Annotated in this window: 18 protein-coding genes and 4 tRNA genes; 11 read left to right on the plus strand and 11 right to left on the minus strand. The window is 48.8% G+C overall.

All coding sequences use genetic code 11. The annotated features are described in order from the left end of the window. Positions 1 to 7: 7 nt before the first annotated feature. The 3 genes from HNQ81_RS05975 to HNQ81_RS05985 are packed head-to-tail and all read right to left on the minus strand — an operon-like array spanning position 8 to position 2789. The gene (locus HNQ81_RS05975) at positions 8 to 679 is read right to left on the minus strand and encodes an XTP/dITP diphosphatase (RefSeq protein ID WP_183349320.1); all 672 of its coding nucleotides are present in this window, start codon (positions 677 to 679) and stop codon (positions 8 to 10) included. Next, entirely contained in the window at positions 645 to 1232 is a 588-nt protein-coding gene (locus HNQ81_RS05980) for an epoxyqueuosine reductase QueH (RefSeq protein ID WP_183349322.1), read from the minus strand. Before HNQ81_RS05980 ends, HNQ81_RS05975 begins: the two co-directional genes overlap by 35 nt. 3 nt (positions 1233 to 1235) lie before the next feature. Next, entirely contained in the window at positions 1236 to 2789 is a 1554-nt protein-coding gene (locus tag HNQ81_RS05985) for a sigma-54 interaction domain-containing protein (protein WP_183349324.1), read from the minus strand. A gap of 167 nt (positions 2790 to 2956) precedes the next feature. On the opposite strand from HNQ81_RS05985, the gene HNQ81_RS05990 reads away from it, so the two are divergent. Continuing rightward, a tRNA-Ser gene (locus tag HNQ81_RS05990) sits at positions 2957 to 3042 on the plus strand. A gap of 9 nt (positions 3043 to 3051) precedes the next feature. Further along, positions 3052 to 3144 (plus strand) — tRNA-Ser (locus tag HNQ81_RS05995). A gap of 72 nt (positions 3145 to 3216) precedes the next feature. On the opposite strand, the gene HNQ81_RS06000 is transcribed toward HNQ81_RS05995, so the two are convergent. From HNQ81_RS06000 to HNQ81_RS06010, 3 genes are all read right to left on the minus strand, one after another. Further along, positions 3217 to 3612 carry an SH3 domain-containing protein gene (locus HNQ81_RS06000; protein WP_240191648.1) on the minus strand — a complete coding sequence of 132 codons (396 nt, stop codon included), beginning with the start codon at positions 3610 to 3612 and terminating at the stop codon, positions 3217 to 3219. Positions 3613 to 3706: 94 nt separating this feature from the next. Beyond that, positions 3707 to 4576: a ParB/RepB/Spo0J family partition protein gene (locus HNQ81_RS06005; RefSeq protein ID WP_183349328.1), complete on the minus strand. Its 870-nt coding sequence runs from the start codon at positions 4574 to 4576 to the stop codon at positions 3707 to 3709. A gap of 4 nt (positions 4577 to 4580) precedes the next feature. After that, a complete protein-coding gene (locus HNQ81_RS06010; RefSeq protein ID WP_183349330.1) occupies positions 4581 to 5360 on the minus strand; it encodes a ParA family protein in 780 nt (259 codons plus the stop codon). A gap of 217 nt (positions 5361 to 5577) precedes the next feature. Here HNQ81_RS06010 and nadB point away from each other — a divergent pair, with 217 nt between their 5' ends. Then, positions 5578 to 7227, plus strand: a complete 1650-nt coding sequence (gene nadB / locus HNQ81_RS06015; RefSeq protein WP_183349332.1) for an L-aspartate oxidase — start codon at positions 5578 to 5580, stop codon at positions 7225 to 7227. A 117-nt stretch (positions 7228 to 7344) separates the two neighbouring features. Next, positions 7345 to 7785: an RT0821/Lpp0805 family surface protein gene (locus HNQ81_RS06020; protein ID WP_183349334.1), complete on the plus strand. Its 441-nt coding sequence runs from the start codon at positions 7345 to 7347 to the stop codon at positions 7783 to 7785. A gap of 184 nt (positions 7786 to 7969) precedes the next feature. On the opposite strand, the gene HNQ81_RS06025 is transcribed toward HNQ81_RS06020, so the two are convergent. The 3 genes from HNQ81_RS06025 to HNQ81_RS06035 all read right to left on the minus strand — a co-directional run bounded on the left by HNQ81_RS06025 (position 7970) and on the right by HNQ81_RS06035 (position 8406). Further along, positions 7970 to 8146: a hypothetical protein gene (locus tag HNQ81_RS06025; protein WP_183349336.1), complete on the minus strand. Its 177-nt coding sequence runs from the start codon at positions 8144 to 8146 to the stop codon at positions 7970 to 7972. Positions 8147 to 8242: 96 nt separating this feature from the next. After that, positions 8243 to 8320 (minus strand) — tRNA-Glu (locus tag HNQ81_RS06030). A gap of 10 nt (positions 8321 to 8330) precedes the next feature. Further along, positions 8331 to 8406: transfer RNA gene (locus HNQ81_RS06035), tRNA-Lys, on the minus strand. Positions 8407 to 8700: 294 nt separating this feature from the next. Between HNQ81_RS06035 and rdgC the strand changes: the two genes are divergently transcribed. From rdgC to hemW, 5 genes are read left to right on the plus strand one after another with little or no spacing between them, the layout of a single operon-like run. Beyond that, positions 8701 to 9306 (plus strand): recombination-associated protein RdgC, encoded by a 606-nt coding sequence (rdgC, locus tag HNQ81_RS06040; protein WP_183349338.1) that lies wholly within the window; start codon positions 8701 to 8703, stop codon positions 9304 to 9306. 40 nt (positions 9307 to 9346) lie between these two features. Then, entirely contained in the window at positions 9347 to 9898 is a 552-nt protein-coding gene (locus HNQ81_RS06045; RefSeq protein WP_183349340.1) for a hypothetical protein, read from the plus strand. A 16-nt stretch (positions 9899 to 9914) separates the two neighbouring features. Next, positions 9915 to 11351, plus strand: coding sequence for an Asp-tRNA(Asn)/Glu-tRNA(Gln) amidotransferase subunit GatB (gene gatB / locus HNQ81_RS06050; RefSeq protein WP_183349342.1), 1437 nt, complete (start codon positions 9915 to 9917; stop codon positions 11349 to 11351). Beyond that, positions 11351 to 12082 (plus strand): RadC family protein, encoded by a 732-nt coding sequence (radC, locus tag HNQ81_RS06055; RefSeq protein ID WP_183349344.1) that lies wholly within the window; start codon positions 11351 to 11353, stop codon positions 12080 to 12082. Before gatB ends, radC begins: the two co-directional genes overlap by 1 nt. Positions 12083 to 12089: 7 nt before the next feature. After that, positions 12090 to 13217, plus strand: coding sequence for a radical SAM family heme chaperone HemW (gene hemW / locus HNQ81_RS06060; RefSeq protein WP_183349346.1), 1128 nt, complete (start codon positions 12090 to 12092; stop codon positions 13215 to 13217). 19 nt (positions 13218 to 13236) lie between these two features. Here the strand turns inward: hemW and HNQ81_RS06065 are convergent, their stop codons facing one another. After that, a complete protein-coding gene (locus HNQ81_RS06065) occupies positions 13237 to 13710 on the minus strand; it encodes a CYTH domain-containing protein (protein ID WP_183349348.1) in 474 nt (157 codons plus the stop codon). A gap of 9 nt (positions 13711 to 13719) precedes the next feature. Beyond that, positions 13720 to 14514: an EI24 domain-containing protein gene (locus HNQ81_RS06070; RefSeq protein ID WP_183349350.1), complete on the minus strand. Its 795-nt coding sequence runs from the start codon at positions 14512 to 14514 to the stop codon at positions 13720 to 13722. Between the two features lie 146 nt (positions 14515 to 14660). Here HNQ81_RS06070 and radA point away from each other — a divergent pair, with 146 nt between their 5' ends. Further along, complete coding sequence (radA, locus tag HNQ81_RS06075; protein WP_183349352.1) at positions 14661 to 16028, plus strand: DNA repair protein RadA; 1368 nt, start codon at positions 14661 to 14663, stop codon at positions 16026 to 16028. A gap of 492 nt (positions 16029 to 16520) precedes the next feature. Then, complete coding sequence (locus HNQ81_RS06080) at positions 16521 to 16949, plus strand: nucleotidyl cyclase domain-containing protein (RefSeq protein WP_183349354.1); 429 nt, start codon at positions 16521 to 16523, stop codon at positions 16947 to 16949. Positions 16950 to 17012 lie beyond the last annotated feature (63 nt).

Below are 17012 nucleotides of genomic sequence, written 5' to 3' on the forward strand. Positions count from 1 at the left end.
CAGCATATCAACTCGACCAATCGTTGTCCTCAAATTGGCTGTGATCTGGTTTTGGAGGTTTTTCTTCAGCAAGTCTTTGATCGATCCATATCCTGACCTTTGCGAATTCGGTGGCGAACTCGGCAAGAGCCTTGCTGCGATGACTTATCGTGTTTTTTTCCTCGGCTGTCATTTCCGCGAAGGTTTTCCCAAATTCCGGATAAAAGAACAGCGGATCATAGCCAAATCCCCCACTCCCCTGCATTGTTTCGGTTATGACACCTTGACAGCTTCCCTCGTACGTCAGAGCGGGACCGGACGGCACAGCGATGGAAAGAACACATTGAAAAGCAGCTTTTCTATTTGTTATTCCCTCCATTTTTTCTAGCAATTTATAACAATTTTCTTCATCGGTCGCATTCTCTCCAGCATACCTGGCCGAATAGACACCAGGTTCCCCATTGAGTGCTTCCACAACAAGTCCGGAGTCATCGGCTATAGCTGGAAGACCAAGGACCTTCGCATAATGAAGGGCCTTCTTATAGGCGTTTTCATCAAAAGTATCGCCATCCTCAACCGGTTCAGGCAAACGGCCGAAATCCGAAACACATTTCAATTCAATGTTGTAGCCTTTGAGTATCTCCTGAAATTCCTCGACTTTCTTCTTATTGTTGGTAGCCAGAACGATCATGTTCACCATTATCTTTTCCTTTTTTTCTCAAACTCTTATCGTATCTATCCTGTTCGCTGTAAATACAACCGCAATAGGATTGTCTGTATAACCCCTGAGCGATGGAAGATTCGATACCAATCTTCCAGCCCTCACGAAAATCATGGTAAAAAAACTGAATTCCCAATGATTTCGAAAGATCAAGACATTGTTGTCGAATTTCCTCATGATTTTGATATTTGCTGTAGAGCAGACTTGTGGAAAACGCATCAAATCCGTTGTTCTTTGCAAAAAGCGCCGTTTCCTTGATGCGCATTTGCTGACACACAGAGCATCTCGATTTTTCTCTGAAAACAACGGATCTGATGAATTCAGTCAAACGATACTGAACATCGATAAGAACAGGTAAATTATGATTTTCTGCAAAAATTTCAACAGACTCCTTTCTTTTTTGAAATTCTCGAAAAGGATGGATGTTGGGGTTGTAGAAAAACAGCGTTATATCATAATTACGAATCAACAGAAAATCGGTCGGATATACGGCACAGGGGGCGCAGCAGACATGAAGAAGGAGTTTCGTCATGTTTCAGATCCTGTATTTTTTCGGGTCGATATTGTACTGATGAATTTTGTAATTAATGATTCTCAGACTCGTACTCAGATATTGTGCTGTTTTGGTCTGATTGCCATTGTTTTTCTTTAACCCTTCAATAATGAGTTCTTTCTCAAAATTTTCAACCGCGGATGAAAGTGACAGTGGACTTCCTTTGCTTCTTGGGTCTGCAGTCTGCAGGGATGGCGGGAGATGAATCGACTTGATGGTGTCTTCATCACAGATAAGGACGGCCCGTTCCATACAATTCTGAAGTTCCCGGACATTTCCCGGCCAATGGTATTGAACGAGCAGATCTATTGCCGATGTTGAAATACGTTTGATGGTCTTGTTGTTTTCTTTTGAAAATTTTTCGAGAAAAAACTCGGCGAGGAGCAGAATATCCGTTCTCCTCTCGCGCAGAGGTGGCAGATAAACGGGGAAGACGTTGAGTCGGTAATATAGATCTTCCCTAAACTTATTTTCTGAGACAGCTTTCTCCAGATCCCGGTTGGTCGCGGCAACAAGACGGACATCACAGTTGATCAGTTTAGTGGAGCCCAGACGCTGAAAATTTCTTTCCTGAACAACGTGTAAAAGTTTTACCTGGACGGCGTGGCTGATTTCACCGATCTCATCAAGGAACAGTGTTCCGCCTTCTGCCTGTTCAAACCTACCTGTTTTACGTTCGGTTGCACCGGTGAATGCGCCTTTTTCGTGTCCGAATAATTCACTTTCGAGAAGCGGTTCCGGTAGAGCCGAACAGTTCACCACAACGAAAGGTTTATCTTTTCGTTTACCATTGTAGTGGAGGGCTTTGGCAACCAGAGTCTTTCCTGTTCCGGATTCTCCCCGCAGAAGTACCGTGGCGTTGGAATCTACTACGCGATGAATCATTTCGTAAACATCCTGCATCTTACTGGAATTACCGATGATATCGTTTATACGGTTTTTTTCGGATAGTTCTCTTTTTAATTTGAGATTTTCGGAGTACAGACTTTCTTTTTCCTGGTTAACCATCTGGATACGGACAGCGCTTTCGGCAATCAGCCCACTGAGTACAGTAAGAAATTGAAGATCCGTATTAGCTTGTTCGGTAAGACCGCCTTCATAGTATCGATCGATACTGAGGGCGCCGATGACCTGTTCTCCGTGTTTGATTGGTACGCAGAGAAAAGACCGCTGTTGGTCGATAGCATCGGCTCTGGCTCCAGTTTTATTGAGAAAAAGAGGTTCCTTGGCAATCTGAGGAACGATAATCGGATGGCCGGTAGCCACAACCCTGCCAGTTATACCCTCACCGATGGTATATTTACCTCGCAATCTTTTTTCTTCTGATAATCCGTGAGCAACCTCAATTTCCAATTTTCCAGTTATCGGATTGATGATGGTCACTGTCCCATTTTCCATCGATTTCATGGAAGACAATATATGCATGATCTTTTTTAGACTTTCGGACAGATCCTGTGACGAGGCGAGCTCTTTGGTAATTTCATATAGAGTAGTGAGGTCTTTCAGTCTGGAAGAGATTTCTGAATTGTCGTACATGGCAACGTATGGGATTTAAATTTAATAAAACCGAAAATATTTTCAAAATTACCAGATTATAAAAAATATTTCGACCAGATATTACAAAAACGTGAAATAGAGTTTTGGAGAATTCTAACTCGTGGAGTTGACATGACGACATGAAGGTGGTAAAAAAACATGTTTTCGGAGGGATGGCCGAGTGGTTTAAGGCGGCGGTCTTGAAAACCGTTGTACGAAAGTACCGTGGGTTCGAATCCTACTCCCTCCGCCATCCACCTATGGAGAGATGACCGAGCTGGCCGATGGTGCTCGCCTGCTAAGCGAGTGTGGGGGTAAAACCCCACCGAGGGTTCGAATCCCTCTCTCTCCGCCAAAGAATAATAAAAACGCCAACTGTTGATAAACAGTTGGCGTTTTTAGTTAAAAAGCCACTCCAATCTGGATTTCAGGTTCCCCAGAGAAGATCCTGCTGAATCCATCCAGATAGGCCGGACTGATGTCGTATTTTTCGCCACTGCCCCTTTTTATCTACAACGGCAAAGACTACGCCATAATATGCCTGTCCAACAACCTTGAAATTAGTACCGGGACCTGAGCGGATATTGATTTTACTCTTCTTCCCTTGATTTACAGCGACAATCGCATGAGGTGTCGTGGCAAGTAGTTGTTTTGATACCCATCCAACCTCGTTTTGAAAATCTCTGACCTGGGCCCAATCTCCTTTCTTTTTCAAAACCTTAAGGGGAAATCCTTTACTGTAGACACATTTGACACTGTAATTTTGACCCGGTCCGGATCGAAGGTTCAGCTTTTGGGATTTTACAGATAGCATTTCAGCCATTAAGTTGGCGGGATTGAGTATGATGAAAACGAAGAGACTATAAAGTATAAGAAATCGCATTTTTGCCTTAAGTTATCCTTGTGAAAGTAACCCGTCATGCACTGACGATGAGGGTGATGAGACGTTCCAGGTCATCAAGAGAATAGTATTCTATTTCAATTTTTCCACGGTTTCCGTTTTGAACGATAGATGTTCGGGAGTGAAGTTTATTTGTCAGTTGATTGGTCAGTGTCGTACAGTATGAACCGGGAATTTCATTTTCCTTGAGGTTTTTCTGCTTCGTCTTTGACCGAGAGGAGATCGAAACATTGCGAACGAGTTGTTCGGTCTGCCTGACGGAAAGATTTTTGTTGATAATACTATCCCGGATTTCTCTGAGTTTGAGAGGGTCTTCAATAAGTTTTAATAACGCCCTTCCATGTCCTTCGGAGAGAAGTCCTTCGATAATATCTGATTTGACAAATTGAGGAAGATGCAATAACCTCAGCATGTTGGTAATGGTTGACCTGTTTTTTCCAACTCGTCGAGCCGTTTCTTCCTGGGTATATCCAAATTTTTCTATGAGCTTATTGTATGCCTCTGCTTCTTCAAGGGGATTGAGGTCGGTTCGTTGAATATTTTCAATCAAGGCCATTTCGAGAAGTGAGTGTTCATCTTCAACTTCGAGAACTACAACCGGAACGGTTGAAAGGTTAGCCAATTTGGATGCTCTGAGCCGACGTTCTCCGGCAATAAGTTCAAAGAAACCTGGTTGAGTGGTGGATTGAGCGACGATCAGGGGCTGAATAACCCCGTTTTCCTTGATTGAATCTGATAGCTCCTGTATTTCACGATCGTTGAACGCTGTCCGTGGTTGATGTTTGTTCGGAACAATATTTTCAACATCACATTGAAAATATTTCTCTTCCTGATCTTTGCCAAAGAGCAGACTTGCCCCTAATCCCAAACCGGTTTGTTTTGCCACTGTTTCAATTCCTCTGTAGAGAAAGAAATTCTTTGGCGAGTGCGGTATAGTATTTTGCCCCTGTGGAAAGGTTGTCATAGGCGAAAATTGTCTGCCCATGACTTGGGGATTCACTCAACCGCACATTTCTCGGGATAACTGTCTTAAACAACTGATGAGCAAAATGTTTCGAAATTTCGTCTGCTACCTGATGGGTGAGCTTGTTTCTTTTGTCGAACATGGTTAACAATAAGCCCTCAATATACAGATCGGGATTCAAGGATTTTTTGACCGACCTAATAGTTGATACTAACTGGGCTAGTCCTTCCATCGCAAAATATTCGCACTGCATGGGAATGAGAACTGAATCCGCCGCCGTCAGGGCGTTTATCGTAAGAAGTCCGAGCGATGGTGGACAATCGATGAAGAGATAATCATAACTGTCACAGAGATGATTTGATAATACCGTCGCAAGTTGTTGTTCACGGTGTTTTATTGAAACGAGTTCAATTTCTGCTGCGACCAGGTCTATGTTGGTTGGGATGAGATCAAGGTTTTTGAAAGCGGTTTGCTGGATTATTGTTTCTGTGTGGGCCCCAGCAGTAAGTGCATGGTACAGGTGTTGACTGTTTTTGGGAACGACAACCCCTAAACCGCTGGAAGCATTTCCCTGGGGGTCTGAATCTATCAGGAGGACCTTTTTCTTTTTTAAGGCCAGCGCGGCAGCTAGATTTATTGCGGTTGTGGTCTTGCCAACTCCACCTTTTTGATTGGCAATTGCGATGATTTTCCGTTTTACATTCATACAGCGTCCCATAAATAACTATCCATTGTGTACTGAAGCTACTATTAATCCATCTTGAGAACTCAAACAACAGGTAATTGAAACATCTTGATGGCATTTGTTTCGATTTTAGTAGGGATCTGGTTCGAAAGGTACTTTAAATCAATTTTCGAACAAATATATAAAGTGGTCATTCGCTTGTGTGTTTCACGTGAAACATTCAACCACGGTGAAGAATATGGAGTGTGACTTTTTGATCGTTGGCAGTGGTATTGCGGGGCTTTCGTTTGCATTGCGGGCTTCAAGGTTGGGTAGTGTTGTTATTATAACAAAAAAAGAGGGAAATGACACGGCGACCAACCTGGCTCAAGGTGGGATTGCCGCGGTGACCTCTACTATGGATACATTTGATCTCCATGTTCAGGATACATTGCAGTCTGGAGCCGGCATATGTGATGAGAGAATAGTTCGTTTGGTTGTAGGTGATGGTCCGGAACAGGTACGAAATCTTATCGAGGTTGGTGTTCAGTTTGTAAGGGAAGGAGGAAGCAAGGACTCACCCTTGAGTCTTGGACGAGAGGGCGGACATTCGCGCAGAAGAGTGGTACACGCTCACGATCTCACCGGCAGAGAGATAGAAAGAGCTCTGTTGGAAAAAGTGAAAGAAAATCCGAATATTCAACTTTTTGAGAATTCTATATGTGTTGATCTGCTCATTGTGCCGAAATCGAAAACGGGAAAGATCAAAACATGTGTCGGCGCCTATGTTCTAAAGCAAGAAGGCGACGACATCGTGCCGTTTCAGGCTAAAAGAACGATACTGTGTACCGGTGGTGCAGGCAAGGTGTACCTTTATACAAGCAACCCGGATATCTCGACTGGTGATGGCATTGCCATGGCCTTCAGGGCCGGGGCAGAAGTTGCGAATATGGAATTTGTTCAATTTCATCCAACATGCCTCTACCATAGGGATGCGAAAAACTTTCTTATTTCTGAAGCAGTACGTGGAGAAGGAGCAATACTGGTTGATGAATCCGGTAACCGATTCATGCATAAATATGACCCGGAACGGATGGAACTCGCCACCAGGGATACTGTGGCAAGAGCGATAGACGAAGAGATGAAGAAAACGGGAAAGGATTGTGTCTTTCTCGATATCAGCCATAAGGATGCTGGTTTTCTTCGAAAGAGATTTCCGGGAATCTATGCCAAATGTAAGGAATACGGCATAGATATTACCAAGGATCGAATACCTGTTGTGCCGGCGGCCCATTATCAGTGTGGTGGTGTGGTGACCGATGAGTGGGGAAATACAACGATTGACGGATTGATGGCCTTAGGCGAAACTGCATGTACAGGATTGCATGGGGCAAACAGATTGGCAAGCAATTCCCTTCTGGAGGCAGTCGTTTACGCTAATAAGGCCTTCCTTTACTGCGAAAAAGAACTTTCCAAGATCAAAGCGAACAAAAAAACAGATATCGATTTGTGGAAATCTGGAAATGCTACCAGCCTTGATGAAGAAATACTGATAAACCACAACTGGGATATTATCAGAAGAACGATGTGGAACTATGTCGGGATTGTAAGAAGAAAAAAACGACTGCTTCTGGCACAGAAACGGATTGCTGAAATACAGCAGGAGATTGAACAGCATTATCAGGATTATCGGGTAACGCCGAATATGATCGAGTTGAGAAATATTGCGCTTATTGCCTCGCTTATCATTATGGCTTCTTTGAAGAGAAAGGAATCGAGAGGTCTTCATTACATTATCGATTATCCTGAAAAAAAAGAAAGCTGTCAGAAATGGTATGTTTTTAAAAAGGTCGTTGATGCAGTTGGGCATGAGGGTGTCAATGTTCGAACTAAAAAAATATCGTCTTGACAGTTGTCGCGGAGAGAACAAGTGTATTATGATTAATAATGATCGGATGTTGTATCTGAGCTGGATATCCGTCTTGATGATTATCACGGATAAATTTTTAAAAAGAGGAGGCGTACGATGAAACGAATGGCTGTTGTTCTGGCGTTGTCTATTTTTGCACTATCGTCCTGTGGTGGACAACTTACCAAAGGACAGGCTGGCGCTGGTATGGGCGCGGCAGGAGGGGCGGTTGTCGGTCAAGCGATTGGAAAGAGTACGGAGGCAACGCTGATCGGTATGGCGGTTGGAACGATGCTTGGCTATATCGTTGGCAATGAAATGGACAAATTCGATCGTCAGCAACTCAACAACGTGTACGAGACCGGTGTCTCTGGCCAGCCGAGTGCCTGGCACAATCCTGATAGTGGCAACAGGTACTCTGTCACACCGCAACCCGCCGTCCAGGGGCCCCGTGGTACGTGCAGAAGAGCAGAGATTCAGGCTGTTATAGACGGACGGAGGGAAACGACATATTCTACGGCATGCCGCGATGATTATGGCCAGTGGGTGCTGCAGTAGGCCGGCGCTGATCGTTGTCGAGCGCTGTGTGATCAGGTTCTGATAGTTTGAGAATCAGGAAGGAGGCGGCGAGGTTCCTCCCGCCTCCTTCCATCCCCTCCCGTGTACACAGCACAGATTTATATGCTGTGGATTACAAAGCACATTGAAAACGTCTGCGTTGGTCTGTAAACTGAAACCAATCTCAGTTGCAGCGAATGACACCTCTTCCATCAGTCACGTTTCGCTTTCGTCCAGCAAGGTTTTTAGCATATCGAGATGTTTGATACACCATCGCCTGCTCTTGCGATTTCCGGTCGTTACCCTCCTCAGCAGTGATCACTGATATTTCAATCACAATTTCCGCTTCTTTTATTGCCATCGAAATTCGAGTGTCGCTGAAAGACGACCTATGGGCTATGCCTGGTATTAAAAAAGAAAAGGCCCGCTGATTCATTGAATCAGCGGGCCTTTATATTGGCGTCCCCAACCGGATTTGAACCGGTGTTGCCGGCGTGAAAGGCCGGTGTCCTGGACCTGACTAGACGATGGGGACTCGTCTGTGATGGTGGGTCGTGCGCGACTTGAACGCGCGACTCTCTGCTTAAAAGGCAGATACTCTACCGACTGAGTTAACGACCCTGCAAAGTGCAATCTTATACAAAGCCATTATTCACATGTCAATATAAAAAAATACAATTGCATTGTTTCTATCATCAGCGTTTGCTTTAGTCAAGCTGGATTCTTTCTGGCGTATTAGATGATTAGCCTTGCCGTGATTGAAGCTGGAATGGAAATATCTTTCCTGCACTAATACGTTGTCGCCTCCACATCGGTGTTATATGATAGGTGTCAACCTGCATCGTTGTTAGTGGTACATCAATTCATTTTCAATCAGATAAATTTCAGCTGAACAAGAGGATAGACTGGTAGCAAATGGGATTTTTAAAAGGAACAGCAAGTTTTGTCCGTTTTCGAGTCGAAGGTGATTTACCGCCCTCCCCCATGGATTTTATCGCTGAACGGGTTTCCTCCTTCTCCTTTCGCGATATTGATGACAGTTACGATGAATATTCCATTGGTTGGGTGTCGGTAATGAATATGTTTGATTCGGCATTTAACTATTCATCACACCTTTGTGGAGACTACGTTGTACTCGCTCTTCGGATCGATGAACGAAAGGTCTCGTCGGCGATACTCAAGAAACTTACCCAGAAAGAAGAGGAGCGGGTAAAACGAGAAAAACAAATCCCGAAAATCAGCCGTACAATGAAGGTTGAAATCCGCGAGCGAATCAAAACCGAGCAGATGCGAAAAGCAATCCCTCTTCCTGCCGTGTATGACGTGTGCTGGAATCTAGCAGATTCGACGCTCTTCTTTTTTTCGACCAGTAAAAAAGCGCAAACGGTGTTGGAAGATTTTTTCAAGGAGAGTTTTGGCTTGCTCCTTCGCCAGCAAACGCCGTACACAATCGCGGAACAGCTTCTTCCTGGTCGATTGTCGGAAAAACTTCCATCCCTTTCTCCTGCATTATTTTTATAATCACCTGATGGTTGAATTTTAGTCAAAAGCGGGGTGTATTTTGGATTTAGTCGATCTTATCGAAGAGAAACGTTTTATTGGACAGGAATTTCTCACCTGGCTGTGGTGGAGAAGTGAAGAACGCGGCGGCAGTGTCGAGATCCCGGAGTATGGCGATATCGTTGTTGCCTTTGAAAAGCATATGCTTCTTGAATATGGCGAAGGAGAGTCGGCCGAAAAGTTGATCTGCAGTGGGTTGAAGGCCGAACTACAGGAGGCGCGTACCGGGTTGCAGGTAGGGAAAAAGCTCGAGCAGGCGAGAGTCAGGATTGTCAAAGACGATCATGAATACAATTTCACACTTGCAGCCGGGCTCATGGAGTTTCGAAATGTCAGATTACCTAAAACGGCGGGGACGGAATCTGAAGAGAGTGGGAGCCGTGAGGAAGTCGAAGGCATGATTTTGGAGAGGCTTTTTCTTTACGAGGACCTCGTCCAGACGGTCAATGCCCTGTTCCGTCAATTCCTTGAGAGGCGGACCAGCGATGAATGGAGCGGTGAACTGGAAAAAGTTCGCACCTGGGTAGTCGATAATCGACACATTGTTTCATAATACGTAACGGATAATCATGGAGTTTGAAACTGTCATCGGGCTTGAAATACATGCCCAGCTGAAAACGGCGTCGAAGATCTTCTGTGGATGTTCCACCGAGTTTGGAGCACCCCCGAATACCCATACCTGTCCTGTATGCCAGGGAATGCCGGGAGTCCTGCCGGTTCTCAATAGAAAAGTGGTGGAATTCGCCATCCGGATGGGACTTGCGACCGAGGCAACGATCAACCGGTCAAACCAGTTTGCCCGCAAGAATTATTTCTACCCCGACCTGCCCAAGGGCTATCAGACCTCGCAGTACGACAAGCCGATTATCGAGCACGGCCAGGTGGAGATTGAGGTCGATGGTGCGACCAGGATTATAGGCATTACCCGGATGCATATGGAAGAGGATGCCGGCAAACTCGTTCATGATGAGCGTGAACCGGTATCGTATGTCGACCTGAACCGTACCGGAACCCCGCTCCTCGAAATTGTCTCGGAACCGGATATGCGGTCACCGCAGGAAGCAACGGCCTATCTGAAAAAAATTCATGCCATCCTGCGTTATCTCGATATCTGTGATGGCAACATGCAGGAAGGAAGTTTCCGCTGCGATGCCAACATTTCCCTGCGACCGGTCGGTCAAAAGGAATTTGGAACCCGGACCGAGTTAAAGAACATGAACTCGTTCCGTAATGTCCAGGCGGCGCTGGAATATGAAATCCGGCGACAGCGGGACCTTCTTCTTGACGGCGGCAAGGTGGTGCAACAGACGCTGCTGTGGAATCCAGATACTGGAAGAACTGAGCCGATGCGGGGCAAGGAGGATGCCCACGATTACCGTTATTTCCCCTGCCCCGACCTGGTGCCGGTCGAACTCGACGACGAGTGGATCGAGGCGATCCGTGCCACCCTGCCGGAACTGCCCGACGCCAGGAAAAAAAGATTCATCGCCGAATATGGGCTGCCGCTCTATGATGCCGGAATTCTGACGGGCGAGCGTGAGCTGGCGGATTATTTCGAGCTGGCGGTCAATTCCGGAGCGGATCCAAAAAAGGTCTCGAACTGGATCATGACCGAACTGATGCGCGAGTTGAAGGGGGAAGCCATCGGCACGTGCCGGATAAGCGCCCAGCAGCTGGCACAACTCCTTCTGCTGATCGAGAAAGGAACTATCAGCGGTAAGATTGCGAAGACGGTGTTTCAGATCATGTTCGAGACCGGCAAGGATCCTGAGATCATTGTTCGGGAAAAAAATCTCGTTCAGGTTTCCGATGTCGGGGAAATCATGACCGTCGTGCAGCAGCTCCTCGAGCAGCATCCTGATCAAGCCAGGGAATTGCGTGAAGGCAAGGAAAAGTTGATGGGATTTTTTGTCGGGCAGCTGATGAAACAAATGAAGGGCAAGGCCAATCCGGCAATGGCCAATGAATTGTTCCGTAAGGCGATATTTGGTGACGAGCAACAGTAGTGGAAAAGGAGCTCTGGCAGCAAAAAGGCGAAGGACATAGGGGAAGGCTGCGGGACCGGTTTCTGGAGAGGGGGCTGGATGGATTTACCGATGCTGAGGTACTCGAACTGCTCTTGACTTTTGGTACGCCCCGATCAGACTGCAAGGAACAGGCACGGGCCCTGCTGGCATTGTTCGGCAGCCTGGCGGCGGTTCTGGAGGCTCCCGTCAAAGGGCTGCAGAAGGTCGATGGCGTCGGCCCGAAAAACAGCATCGCCCTGCACTTTGTTCATGCGGTGGCCCGTCGCTATCTCCGGGAACGGTTGCGGGGCAAACGCTATGTGCATTCATCGCGGGAAGTCACCGATTATCTGCAGCATGCCCTGCGAGGCCTGAAAAAAGAGGTCTTCATGGCCATCTTCCTCGATTCGTCGCACGCCATAATCGACACGGAGGTCATCGCCGAAGGCACCATCAATGTCAATACCGTCTATCCCCGTGAACTGATTGCGAGAGCGATCGCCCTCCACGCCGCCGCCCTGATCATCGCTCACAACCACCCTTCCGGCGCACTCAAGCCATCTCCCCAGGATCTCCATCTGACCCGAACGCTGTTCATCATCTGTTCATGGCTCCAGATCCAGTTGCTGGATCATATGATCATCGGCGACGGCTATTTCAGCTTTGCCGATAATGGCCTGATGTCAAGTATTAAGGACGAGAGCTCAGTCCTTCTCACGTCACTGGCATAACAGGTTCATGGCCGGCCTTTACCTTCACATCCCCTTCTGTTCGAGCAAGTGCCCGTACTGCTCTTTCGTCTCCTTTCCCGGAATGGAACAGGTCATGCCTCGCTATGCCAGGGCCGTGGAATCGGAATTGGCCACGTTGGTTCGACAGGAACAGGAGACGCCGATCGAAACGGTGTTTGCAGGCGGTGGAACGCCGACGATTCTGCCGACGGAGTTGCTGATTCCACTGTTCGACGCAATCAGGAAAAAGTTTTCTCTGGCGGCAGAGGCGGAGATATCGATCGAGGCCAATCCCGGGACAGTCACCAGGGAGAGTCTCGCGCGGCTGCGCCAGGCCGGTATCAACCGGATATCACTAGGAATCCAATCTTTCAATGATTCGGAGCTCGGTAAACTCGGCCGTCGGTACAGGACTGGTGTTGCGAGACAGGCGGTCATGGCGGCGAAAGCGGCAGGGTTCGACAACCTCAGCATCGATCTCATCTATGGGGTCCCCGGACAGTCGCCTGCAACCTGGCGGCAGACCCTGGAGGAATCATTGAGCTACGTCCCTCAACACCTGTCCTGCTACCAATTGACCATCGAGGATGGCACTCCTTTTGCGGAAATGATGGAAAGGGGGGATTTGGACCTTCCGGGCGAAGAGGATATTGAGATGATGGATGAGATGACGGTGGAGGTATGTCGCTCGGCCGGATTGCGGCACTATGAGATTTCGAATTTTGCACGGCCGGGCAGAGAATGTCGCCATAATATCAATTACTGGCGGAACGGAGACTATTATGCCGTCGGATCGGGTGCGGTCAGCTGCATTTCTGGTCGACGGCAGAGGAGAACTGAAGACCCGGTTGCATACTGCCGTATGGTTGAAAACGGTAGAAGTCCGGTGATCGAAGAGGAGAATCTGGATCGAGAAACCTCTTTCAGGGAAAGCGTCGTCATCGGTATGCGTATGCTGACCGGGATATCCCGAGCCGACCTGGTTGCCCGGTACGGCATGGATGTACAGGACTGTTATGGTGGTCTGCTGGACAGACTTCAGGACGGTGGACTTGTCGAACTGAGCCCGACACATCTTCGCCTGACCGACTACGGGCGTAGAGTGGCCAACACGGTGCTGGCGGAACTGGTGTGAAGGGGAAAGAAGTGGAGACTTACTTCTTACCCCAGGTGCTGTATGGGTTGATGACGAGGGAGGAGTTCCGGTAACGCGGATCGTCACTGACTTCTCTGCCGACCCACGGCGGCATGACAAACTGTTGGTGCGGATTTTCCAGTTCGATTTCGGCGATCAAAAGACCGTCGTTTTCCTTTTTGAATTCGTCGATCTCCCATATCGAGCCGGCGAAGTTCATCGTATAACGGATTTTCTCGATAAGAGGGCGACTACATAGATTTGCAAGGATCTCCCTGGCATCCGCAACGGGAATCTGGTATTCGTATTCGGCCCGCACCAGCCCCCGGGTCGGGCCCTTGATCGTGAGAAACCCGTTTTCGCCGATGATCCGTATCCGGACTGTCCCGGGTGCTCCCGAACAGATGTATCCCTGACAGTACGGTTTGCCTTCGGCCAGTCCCCGCCAATCGTCGTTGGCCAGCAGAAATTTTCGTTCGATTTCAGTGCCCATAAGACTTCCTTATTGTGTGCCGTCGTTGTGCGGCTGGATGCTGGTGAAGTTCAAGGTGGCGTGAATGGTGAGTATGGGAAAAAGTAACGCCAGCAGAAAGATATTGAGAAAAGGTACCATACTGAGCACGGCGGGGACAAAACCGAGCCTGAAGGAGACTACCCGGTTGGCTGAAATCCAGCCGATCTTGCGACTCAGTGTCCAGCGTCGTCTGGAGGCAGGATAGTCGATGAACATCAGGGCAGAATAATAGGTGTAGAGCAGGAAAACGACAACCTGGCCTATGACCGGGATGAAGTTGACGAGCAGGGCGACGAAGGCGACCAGGACACCATACAGGCCGATCTTGATCCCCTCGACAAGGTCGATAAGTGCGCCGCGCAGGGAAAAACCATCATCAGGATCGAAGTGTTTTCCTAACTGCACCTTTTCGGTGGCGGTACTGAGCAGGACGTAGCCGGGGGTTGTCAGCGAGTAGGAAAAAAGAAACGAGAGATAGAAGGCGAATATCCGGGAGATAACGAGCAAAAACCATTTACCGGTTACCCATCCGGAGTGTTTGATCCATCCCCAGATACCTTCAGCGACCGGCGGACTGTTGAAATAGCCGCTGATAAAGGTGTCGGCATAGTTGGTGGTGACCATGTACCCGAACCAGGTCAGGGCGATGGTCACGGCGAAGAGGACAATACTGTATCCGAGCAAACGCTTTGTTTTGAACATCAGGGAGACCGACCGCGAGAGCGGTATCCATCCCGTCGGTGGGGAGAAATGTAGCCTGGTGGAGGTCGATGGAGATGGCATGATGGTCGTTTGCTCTTGAACAACACAGAAGTCTTTGTAATTGGGAATACGGTGTTCGCAGGAAAACTCCCTACACCATAGCGCATTTGTGCTTGGAGTAAAGAGCAGCTAATGACTTTTGCCCAGCGCTGGTATACACTCTGTTCATGACGGCAATACCAAGAAAAAAATCAGCCAATCGTTATATCTGTCAGCAGTGTGGCTACCAGAGTATCAAGTGGCTCGGCCGTTGCCCTGATTGCGGCGGCTGGGAGACCCTCGTCGAAGAGACGGCGCCGCAACCGCGTAGCAGGAGTGGTGGTTCCCTGCCGGCTATTCTCCTCGCCGATGCTCCCGACAGCGATGAGGAACGGATCGCCACCGGCATGGTCGAACTCGATCGGGTGCTGGGCGGAGGCATAGTCCCGGGGTCGGTCATTCTCATTGGCGGCGAGCCGGGAATAGGCAAATCGACCCTCATCCTCCATATCCTGGCGGCTGTTGCTGCGAGCTGCAGACGGAAGGTTCTCTATGTCTCCGGCGAGGAGTCGGCCAGCCAGATCAAGATGCGGGCGCGGCGACTGCTGGCTATTCACGAGGACGAATACCTGGCGACAGGAACCGAGGTCGAGGAGATCATGGCGCTGACCGAAAAGATGCGGCCGGCCCTGCTCGCCGTCGATTCGATCCAGACCATGACCTGTGCTGATCTCACCTCCGGCCCAGGATCGGTCGGCCAGGTCCGGGAGACTGCCTATCGGCTCCTTGGCATGGCCAAACGGCAAAATATTCCTGTGATACTGGTTGGTCATGTAACCAAGGAAGGATCCCTGGCCGGTCCCAAGGTCCTCGAACATATGGTCGACACGGTCCTCTCGTTCGAAGGCGATCGCAGTCACGCCTTCCGCATCCTGCGGACGGTGAAAAACCGTTTCGGCTCGACCAATGAGATCGGGGTCTTTGAAATGAAGGAAGAGGGGCTGGTTCAGGTCAGCAACCCCTCGGAAATCTTTCTTGCCGAGCGCCCCCTCGATGAACCCGGTTCGGTCGTTCTTCCCAGTGTCGAAGGGACGCGGCCGATCCTGGTCGAGGTTCAGGCCCTGGTGAGTCCGACCAATTTAGGCACGGCGAGGAGAACGGCGATCGGCGCCGATCCCCAGCGCCTTGCCTTGCTCTGTGCCGTGCTTGAGAAAAAAGCTGGACTGGTAATGTATGGGCATGATATTTTTCTTAATATTGCCGGAGGAATACGCATTGATGAACCGGCTCTGGATCTGGGAGTGATCTGCGCCCTGGCCTCCAGTCTGCGCGAACGACCGTTGTCTTCCGCCACGGTGGTCTGCGGTGAGGTCGGTCTGGCCGGTGAAATTCGGGCGGTCGGACAGATAGATATCCGTCTGCGGGAGGCGGAACGTCTTGGCTTCACCCGTTTCATCATGCCGCGGAGCAATTGGGAGCGGTGTTCCCGGTCGGGACAAATCGAGACAGTTGGTGTCGCCAACCTCCAAGAACTCCTGGAAATCATATTCGAATAAGGGGAACGGTCGTCTTGTTTCAAATGGCCGGGAGAGCGGCTCGAAAAGCTTCAGCAGCTATCTCGAAACGGCCTGGTTCTACCTCGAAGCGGCAGTGAATTCCTGAATATGGCGACGCGGGACTATCGCCACCACCGGAAGGGTAGTTGTGATGACCGTGTAACCCACTATAATTCAACATAAAAAGAGGTCTGATATGAGTGATTCCTCACATAACCATCAAGAGAATCAAGCCGTCTACACCAGAGTTGCTCTCGTCCTGCTGGCTGTCCTGGCCGCAATTGTCGTTATCGGACTGATCGGCTGAAACAACTCGCCAAGGGGATGATTTTATAGAGGATAGGTGGTCCATTGTATTGATTTTAAAAGTTATAATTTTGGATTATCCGGAATTACGGCATCGGTATCTATTTCTCAAACAATGATGATTGTCAGCGACCAGGTAGAAGGATGATCTTCTCAGCTCAACCACGCAAGGGGTAATCGGCGGCGATGACCGATCCGTGGCACGACAGTTTACATCCCGACCACGATCCGAAGAAAGAGGTCGTGATCCTGCTTACCGATATGGTGCAGTATTCCGTCCGGACGTCCGCCATGAAACCGGAAGAAATCCGGGATTTCATGATTGCATACCATCTTGCTATACGGGACATCATCGTCGTCGATGACGAAGATCCAATCGAGATCGAACCGCTGGCAGGCGATGGGGCGCTGGTGATCTTTGACAGGCGTGCCGATGAAGGGCGGGTGGAAATGTGCAACCGTGTCGTCACGGCCGTGGAACGGATGGCACGGGCCATCGATGCCGGCAACCTTCCCGCCACCAGGATGGGTATTTACCTTGGTGATATCATCCAGGCGCAACTCGGGGAAAAAACATTGAAGTTTCTGATTACCATCGAACTTCAGCCAGCTTGAGCAGGCGCTGCGGGACCGGCTGAGTTTGTAAGGCTATATAGGTTAACCGATCAACCATTGTAT

The organism is Desulfoprunum benzoelyticum, from assembly GCF_014201505.1.
GTDB lineage: Bacteria > Desulfobacterota > Desulfobulbia > Desulfobulbales > Desulfocapsaceae > Desulfoprunum > Desulfoprunum benzoelyticum.